Origin of the sequence: Streptomyces resistomycificus (assembly GCF_001514265.1) — a bacterium.
Lineage (GTDB): Bacteria > Actinomycetota > Actinomycetes > Streptomycetales > Streptomycetaceae > Streptomyces > Streptomyces resistomycificus.
In genome coordinates this window covers 642374-650236 of sequence record NZ_KQ948990.1, presented here as the reverse complement: position 1 = coordinate 650236, position 7863 = coordinate 642374, and the positions used below count along the sequence as shown (strand labels likewise).

Below are 7863 nucleotides of genomic sequence, written 5' to 3'. Positions count from 1 at the left end.
CGAAGGGGCTCAAGGGCGTCGGCAACATCGACATCCCGACCCTTCCGGACGGCTCCGTCCACCTGCCCAACGGCAACATGATGGACCCGAACGGCAACCTCATCTCGCCCAACGGCTCGATCGACACGACCCCGGTCCACTACGAGACCAACACCCCGTCGGCCCCCCACGGGACGACCACGCCGACACTGCCGGCCCACTGGACCATCCAGGGCGCTCAGCAGCCGGTGGCCACCGGGGTCCACACCGGCGCCGACGCGGCCGCCCACACGGTCGACAACGCCGGCCACTACAACACGCCGCCCAACGCCGGCCACTACAACGCGCCGCCCGCGGCCGCGACCCACACGCCGGGCGGCGGCGCCTACGACGCGACGCCGTCGCCGGGTTCCTACGACCAGGCACCGTCGGGGTCGCCGTACGGGCAGGCGCCGTCCGGTTCGCCGTACGGGCAGGCTCCGTCACCGTCGGCGTACGACCACGCGCCTTCGCCGTCGGCGTACGACCACGCGCCCTCGCCGTCCGCATACGACCAGACGCCGACCACCACGCCGCACACCGGCGGCGCCGGTCACCCGGGCCCCGCGACCCCGTGGTACCACCAGGACGCGGCGGCCCCCGCGCACGACGTCCCGACCACCACGCCGCACACCGGCGGTCCCGACGTCCCCGGCACCGGCGGCCACGGCACCCCCGACACCCCGCACGGCACGGGTCACGACACACCCGGCGCCGGTCACGCCGACGACGCCTCGCACGGGGCGGGACACGGTGACGACGGCGTCGGCCACGCGGACGACGCCGCGCACGCCGGTGACCACACGGACATCGGGGACGCCGCCGCGCACCACGGCACGGATGCTCCGGTCGCTCCGGGGCATCAGGGCGCGGATCTGCCGGGCAGTGGGGCGGGGGAGCCGTTCGAGTACAAGCCGGCCATGTCGCGGGCAGAGTTCGAAGGCCTTAGCGATGCCCAGAAGCATGCCGTTGCCATGGAGGAACTGGCACGCGGCACTAACCCCGCGCCCAGTGTCAGCAACCAGGCGGGCTTGGCGTACGGAAACTCGTACTGGAACCAGTTCCTGGACGACCTGCCCGCCGACTCGCGGGAGGCGCTGAGGACGTACAGCGGCAACGAGTACGACTTGATCAACGGCCACCTGCGCTTCGGCAACCCCGTGGATGACTCGCTCATGCACACCATCGGGGAGATGGACAAGGTCATGGGTGCCCGTCCCGTGCCCGAGGACATCATGATCGTGCGCGGCACGGGGGTGGACCACATCAGGATCGACGGCCGCCCGCTGAAGTCACCCCTGGAAATGGAGGGTGGTGTGTTCGACGACAAGGCGTACACGTCCACGGCGCTCGGCAAGACGCCGCCACCTCCGTTCGATCAGAAACCCGTCCACATGCACCTTCGGGTGGCGAAGGACACTCCCGCCCTCTGGATCGACCACCTCTCCAAGTACCCCGGAGAACGCGAGCTGCTCCTGGCCAGTGGCTCGAAGTACAAGGTGACGCGCGTGTTCATGGACGAGGCCGACGGCAAGTGGCACGTGTACGGGGAGGTTCTGCCGAGGCCGTAGCCTTCGTCGCAGATCAGCCTAATCCGAAGGAACATGGACACCATGAGCAGTGAACGACCGATCAACCCGCGCTTCGACGAGGACGTGCACTTCAACCTCGTGTCGCCGGGGCCGCCGCGTTACCGGAACCACACCGACAAGCCGGTGCGTTACTTCACCGTGGTCGACAAGCAGGGTGGAGCGGTCCTCGGCTATGTATGGGCCGGCGACGAAGACGACGCCGCCATGTGGGAGCCGCGCGAGGCCGCCGGGCCCCGGGCGTTCTCAGAGGGCGGCATCTGGCACGCCAGGCTGGAGGAAGCGAAGGGGCGAGGCCTCCTGCCGTCACAGGCCCTCGCGGAGCTGCTGGCCCAGCCGGAAGGCAACAAGGGCCGGGCCCTGCCTGACTCCCTGACCGACGCCCCGAGTGCCACCGCTGTCGAAGCGCTGGCCAAGGGTGAGTGACGAACGGCCCGGCAACCCGCGACTGGGCGACGACATGCAGTTCAGGGAGAAGCCATGCGGGCCGGTGGACTACCACGACTGGACCGAGAAGCCGGTGCGGTTCTTCACCGTGGTCGACAAGGAGAACGGCTCGGTTCTCGGGTATCTGTGGGCCGGTGACGAGGATGACGCCGCCGCCTACGAACCGCGGAAGGCGGGCGGCTCCCGCGCCACGAACGCAGGCATGCCCTGGATCGAGCGGCTGCGTGAGGGGAAGGCGCGCGGCCTCCGCCCGACCCAGACTCTCGTCGCGCTGTACGAGGCCACCGAGCAGCGCGGCAAGGGCAGGCCGCTCCCGGGCTCCCTCGCCGACGCCCCCAACGCCGCCACGGTCGAGGCACTCGCCAAAAGTGACTGACGAACGACCGGTCAACCCCCGCTTCGACGAGGATGTGCACTTCAACCTCGTGTCGCCGGGCCCGCCGCGTTACCGGACCCGGAGCGACAAGCCGGTGCGGTACTTCACGGTGGTCGACAAGGAGGGCGGCGCAGTCCTCGGGCCAGCCTCCCTCACCGACGCCTCGAACGCCGCCGCCGTCGAAGCCCTCGCCTAGGCCGGTCGGCGAACCGTTGACCAACCGAACAACGTGGAGGAACGGCCCCCAAGGCCTGACCAGCATGTCCAGTCCCGTGCACTACATCACCCTCACCGCCCCCGACGGCGAAGTCGTCGGATACGCCTGGGGCGATGACACCGACGTCGAGTGGATGCACCGGAAGGCCAGCAGTTCCGGTGCCTACAAGGCGGGGCTGGACTGGTACACCAAGGTTCATGAGGCTCACGGGCGTGGCCTCACGCCCCTCGGTGTGCTCAACCTCCTCAGCCGGGAACCCGGCGCCGGGCCCGTCACCGAGGCCCCGGATCTCGCCGCGCTCGAAGATCTCGCCGGTGTCGTCACCCCGGCCGACGACCGGCGACTGCTCGCTCAGCTCGACCGTGACAACGCGGCGGCGTGGCAGGAACTCGCCGAGGCCTTCGACGCGCTCACGGAGGAGGACCGGGACGTGCAGTGGGGCGGCGGGCACAAGTCGCCGAGCGGTGCCACTCACGTGCCGTTCCCCCGCTACAGCAAGGCGCTGTTCCGTGCCGTCCAGGCCCTGCACGGCGTCGGCGCCGTGACCCCCGAGCACCGGTGGCGCCACAGTCCGATGCCCCAGGCGCCGCCGGCGGGAGGGCTGCGGCCCGCCGACGCCGTGCGCGCCGCCACCGCGGTCGTGACCGCGGAGCGTATGAGCGACGGGGAGATCGCGACCGCCGTGGAGAACGGCCTCCTGGACGCCATCGCCGACTCGCTCCGCGCCTGGTACGCCGACCCCGCCGCCGAGCAGACCAGGCTCGAGGCCGCCCCACCTGCCGGCCGGCTCCGGAGCGCCCCGGTCGTCGCCCCTCCCGCCCCGCGGCCTGAAGCCCCCGCCCCGCCCATGTGCAGGTTCTGCGGAGGTTCCCCCGCCGCGGACGTCACCTTCCGGGCCCACCGAGGCCTCGTCCTGTTCATGGGGTTCAAGAAGATGGCCGGCCCGATGTGCATGACCTGCGGTCTGGCCGTGCACCGGGCGCTGACGACCCACACGCTCTGCGTGGGCTGGTGGAGTCCCTTCTCGCTGTTCGTCTTCGCGCCGTTGACGCTGGTAAGGAACCTCCTCGCCGTACGCGAGGTGAAGAAGCTCCCGGCCCCCGGACCGGGAACGCTCGGCCCCCGGTACGACCCCGGCGTGCCCATCCACCGGCGTCCGCGCGCCTACGTCGCCCTCGTCCCGGCGCTGTGGGTGCTCTTCATGATCGTGACAGGGCTGGTGGGAGGGGCGTGAGAACGGACGAGGGGCCTCCGTACCCCGGCTGTACGCGTGGCGCGTCCATGTCCTATGTTGCGGAAGCGAAGTAGGGGGGATCCGCATGCCGCAGGAGATGAGCCTCGTCGAGGTCGAGGCCACCGCCCGGGCCGCGCACGCCGGGCAGACGGACAAGGCCGGCCGGCCTTACGCCGAACATCTGTCGGCCGTCGCCGACGGGGTGCGTGCGCGCGGCGGGGGCGACGAACTCGTCGCCGCGGCCTGGCTGCACGACGCCCTGGAGGACGGCGTGCTCGACGAGGCCTGGCTCGACGCGGCCGCGCTGCCGCAGCGCACCAAGGACGTCGTATGGGCCATGACCAAGCGGCCGGACGAGGCGCAGGAGGAGTACGCGGACCGGATCCTGGCCACTCCGGGCGCCCGGCTGGTCAAGGCTGCGGACCTCGCGCACAACGCCGACCCCGACCGTCTCGCCGTACTCGACGAGCACACCGCGCGGCGGCTCACGCACAAGTACGCCGCCATGCGCAAGCGCCTCGGGCTCGCCCCCGGCGACTGACCCACGTACCCCCTGCCCCCCACGTACACCCCTACACAGGACGACTGAATGTCACGGGACTACGACAGCCAACTGCTGGAGTCGGTGGCGGTGCGCCGGCGCCGGATGCGCGACGCCCTGCTGTTCGGCGCGCAGCGCGCACGGCGGACGGCGGACGAGCGGTTCGGCAAGATGTTCGCGGGTATCGCGATCGCGGCCGTGCTGTGCGCCGGATGCGTCGGCTGGTCCTTCCTCCAGTCCACCTTGGCGAAGCAGAAGGCCGAGAAGGACAAGCAGCAACAGCAGCAGGAGCAGATGTACAACCCGACCCCCAGCGCCTCCGCGAGCGGGGCCGCCGACAAGGGTGCGGAGAAGCAGTGAACACGGTGTGCTCGGCCGACGTGATCATGCCAGTGCACGCCGATGGCCGAATCAACGCGATGATAGGTTCCGGTGAGTGGTGAGCACAGCAACGACGTTCCGGACCCAGCTGAGCCGGGTCACTCTGATCGGTGAGCGCAGACGCGCCGACCTGGTACTGCCGTCGGACACTCCGATCGGCCAACTGCTCCCCGACATACTGCAGTTGCTCGACGACCGGGCCGCGGCCCGGCCGACCACCCGGCAGCTGATCACCTCCGACGGTTCCGCGCTGCCGCACGACGCCACCCTGTCGTCGGCGGAGGTCCCCGACGGCGCCGTACTGCGACTGGTCCGTGCCCACGCCGCGCCGCCGGCGCCGGTCGTGCACGACGTCACCGACCAGGTGGCCGACGACCTCGACCTGCGTGGCTGGCGCTGGCGTCCCGCCGTCCGCCGTACCGCGGCCGGCGTGGCCACCTTCGTGTTCGCCGTGACCGCCGCCCTGCTGGCCCGGCGCGAGTTCGAGCCGGAGGCCGTGACCACCGGGCTCGCGCTCGTCACCGTGCTGTGCCTGGCCGCCGGCGCGCTGTTCGCGAAGATCGGCGAGGGCAACCGGGGCCTGGCCACCGCGCTGCTGCTCGCCTCCGGCGGCCTCGGCGCGCTGACCGCGTGGACCGCCGCCGACGCCTACGACTGGGGCGGGACGGCCCGGTTGGCCGGTGTCGCCGCCGCGCTGGTGCTCACGCTCGTGCTGCTCGCCTACTGCTCACCGCTCGGCAAGGGCGGACTGATCGGCGCCGGAGCCGTCGTCGGTGTCGCGGCGGTCTGGGAGGCCGTCGCCGTCGTGCAGGACCGGGGGGACCGGATCGGCGCCGTGATGGCCGTCATCTCCGTCATCCTGCTCGGGCTGCTGCCGCGGTTCGCGCTGATGGCCTCGGGCCTGACGGCGCTCGACGACAAGCGCTCGTCGGGCACCTCGGTCAGCCGGCACGAGGTCGCCAACGCCCTCGCCGCCACCCACCGCGGACTCGCCCTCGCCACCGTGGTCACCGCCGCGTCGGCCGCCGCGGGCGGCTGGCTGCTGACCACGGCGAAGGAGCCGACCGTCTGGACGGTGGGTCTCGCCTCGCTCACCGCCGTCGTACTGCTGTCCAGGGCGCGGGCCTTCCCGCTGGTCGCCGAGGTCGTGGCGCTGTTCGGGGCGGCGGCGCTGCTCGTCGTACGGCTCGCGGTGCTGTGGCTGGACCACGCGGGCGGTGTCGGAGCGCTCGTCCTCCTGGCCGCGGCGGCACTGCTGCCGCTGATGGTCCTCGCGGTGGAGCCGCCGGAACACGTCCAGGTACGGCTGCGGCGGTTCGCCGACCTGATCGAGTCCCTCGGCGTGATCGGGCTGTTCCCGCTCGCCATCGGGGCGTTCGGCATCTACGGCCAACTGCTCAACAAGTTCTGAGGCTTCGGAGACCAGACGCCGCCGCCCGTCACTCCGGGCGGGACGACGAGGCGGCGGTGCAGCGGGAGAGAAGGGCGACATGCCGAGCGGGGACAACTGGCAGAGCGACGTGCTGCGCGACCTGAGGGGTGGCGCGGCCCAGCGGCGTGCCCCACAACAGGGCGAACAGCCACAGCAGGCCGCCCAACAGGGGGACCCGCAGCCGGGCGCACAGCCCCAGCAGCCGGGCCCGCCCGCCCAGAACGCCCAGAACGTCCCCCCGCAGGGCCAGGCACCGGCCTACGGCTACCCGCAGCAGGCCGACCCCGCCCAGCCGGCGGGCCAACCGCAGCAGGGTCACTCGCAGCAGGGCCAACCGCAGCAGGGCTACCCACCGCAGGCGTACCCCGCGCAGGGGCAGCAGGCGTACGGCGACCAGGCCCAACCCCAGCCCCAGGCCCAGGCCCAACCCCACGCCCAACCCCAGCCCTACGCCCAGCCCCACCAGCCGTACCCCCAGCAGCAGTACGCCCAGCCCCAGCAGCCGTACGGCGACCAGGCCGCCGCCTACGCCCAGCAGGGCTACCCCGCCCAGCCGCAGCAGGCCCACGCCGAGCAGGCCCACGCCCAGCCGCAGCACAACACCCCGCAGTACCAGGCCCCGTCGGCCCCCGCGCCCCGCGCCCGTACGCCCCGCGCCACCCCCGACTCCCGCCCGGTCGTCGACCAGCGGCTCGCCTCGGCGGGGCGGGGGCCGCGCCGCGGGGAGCCGTTCAGCACCCGCGCCCTGCGCGCCGTACGCCGTACCGTGTCCTCCTCCGCCGCACGCGAGGTCGCCGAGACCACCGCGACCGCCGAGACACTGCAGCAGCCGGTCACCACCGGCCGGCAGATCGCGGTGACCTCCATCCGCGGCGGCTCGGGCAAGACCACGATCGCCGCCCTGCTCGGCACCACGTACGCCCACTACCGCCAGGACCCGGTCCTGGTCGTGGAGGCCGACCCGGCGCTCGGCTCGCTGCCGATGAGGCTCGGCGCGGAGACCCTGCGCTGGACCACCGGCGACCTCGCCGACGTCGTACAGCCGCAGATGACGCTCCTCGAAGTCACCGGCTACCTGGTCCAACTGCCCGACAACGCCTGGCTGTTGCCCGGCAGCCAGGGCCAGGTCGGGGCCATGCTCTCCACCAAGGCCTACGAGCGGGTCATGGTGTCGCTGCGCCGCTACTTCGGGGTGACCGTCGTCGACTGCGAGACGATGCCCGCCGAGGTCGCCCGCACCGCGCTCTCCGCCGCCCAGGCCCGCATCCTCACCGTGCCCGCCACGCTGGAGGGCGTCGCCAGCACGCACGCCGTGCTGCAGTGGATGCGCGGACTGCCCCGGGACATCACCACCACGACCGTCGTGGTGCTCACCGAGACGGTGCCGCACACCGGCGTCGACCTCGAGAAGGCCGCCGAGCAGCTGAAGGCGACCGGGGCGAGCGTGCGGATCCTGCCCTACGACCGGCATCTGGCGGCCGGCGGCCGCATCCGCACCGACCTGCTCGCGCGCGACACCCGGGAGGCCGCCACCCGGCTGGCCGCGGAGGTCTTCCAGCTCTCCCAGAAGAGCCGCTGAACCACCCCCAGCGTGAAGGGAAACAGAAGACCACTGAGGACGAGGCAAG

At 72.2% G+C, this 7863-nt stretch carries 9 protein-coding genes; all 9 read left to right on the top strand.

Annotation, left to right across the window (positions count from 1 at the left end):
• Positions 1-1589 (top strand): ADP-ribosyltransferase (locus AQJ84_RS12990; RefSeq protein WP_318716082.1); only part of this gene is annotated, 1589 nt, incomplete at its 5' end.
• Positions 1590-1631: 42 nt separating this feature from the next.
• A complete protein-coding gene (locus tag AQJ84_RS12985) occupies positions 1632-2033 on the top strand; it encodes a hypothetical protein (protein ID WP_037804606.1) in 402 nt (133 codons plus the stop codon).
• A complete protein-coding gene (locus tag AQJ84_RS12980; protein ID WP_030044836.1) occupies positions 2026-2430 on the top strand; it encodes a hypothetical protein in 405 nt (134 codons plus the stop codon). Before AQJ84_RS12985 ends, AQJ84_RS12980 begins: the two co-directional genes overlap by 8 nt.
• Positions 2423-2626: a hypothetical protein gene (locus tag AQJ84_RS12975; protein ID WP_037804600.1), complete on the top strand. Its 204-nt coding sequence runs from the start codon at positions 2423-2425 to the stop codon at positions 2624-2626. Before AQJ84_RS12980 ends, AQJ84_RS12975 begins: the two co-directional genes overlap by 8 nt.
• 64 nt (positions 2627-2690) lie before the next feature.
• Positions 2691-3881, top strand: coding sequence for a DUF6508 domain-containing protein (locus tag AQJ84_RS44105; RefSeq protein ID WP_220450755.1), 1191 nt, complete (start codon positions 2691-2693; stop codon positions 3879-3881).
• A gap of 85 nt (positions 3882-3966) precedes the next feature.
• Entirely contained in the window at positions 3967-4422 is a 456-nt protein-coding gene (locus AQJ84_RS12965) for an HD domain-containing protein (protein WP_030044839.1), read from the top strand.
• 48 nt (positions 4423-4470) lie between these two features.
• Positions 4471-4782, top strand: coding sequence for a hypothetical protein (locus tag AQJ84_RS12960; RefSeq protein WP_030044840.1), 312 nt, complete (start codon positions 4471-4473; stop codon positions 4780-4782).
• Positions 4783-4858: 76 nt separating this feature from the next.
• On the top strand, positions 4859-6214 hold the full coding sequence (gene eccD, locus AQJ84_RS12955; RefSeq protein ID WP_030044841.1) for a type VII secretion integral membrane protein EccD: 1356 nt from the start codon (positions 4859-4861) through the stop codon (positions 6212-6214).
• Positions 6215-6293: 79 nt separating this feature from the next.
• On the top strand, positions 6294-7814 hold the full coding sequence (locus AQJ84_RS12950; protein ID WP_107082648.1) for a MinD/ParA family ATP-binding protein: 1521 nt from the start codon (positions 6294-6296) through the stop codon (positions 7812-7814).
• Positions 7815-7863: the final 49 nt, after the last annotated feature.

Coding starts and splice junctions, on each gene's coding strand:
- AQJ84_RS12950 (WP_107082648.1), top strand. CDS start 6,294: ATGCCGAGCGGGGACAACTGGCAGAGCGACGTGCTGCGCGACCTGAGG.
- AQJ84_RS44105 (WP_220450755.1), top strand. CDS start 2,691: ATGTCCAGTCCCGTGCACTACATCACCCTCACCGCCCCCGACGGCGAA.
- AQJ84_RS12985 (WP_037804606.1), top strand. CDS start 1,632: ATGAGCAGTGAACGACCGATCAACCCGCGCTTCGACGAGGACGTGCAC.
- AQJ84_RS12960 (WP_030044840.1), top strand. CDS start 4,471: ATGTCACGGGACTACGACAGCCAACTGCTGGAGTCGGTGGCGGTGCGC.
- AQJ84_RS12965 (WP_030044839.1), top strand. CDS start 3,967: ATGCCGCAGGAGATGAGCCTCGTCGAGGTCGAGGCCACCGCCCGGGCC.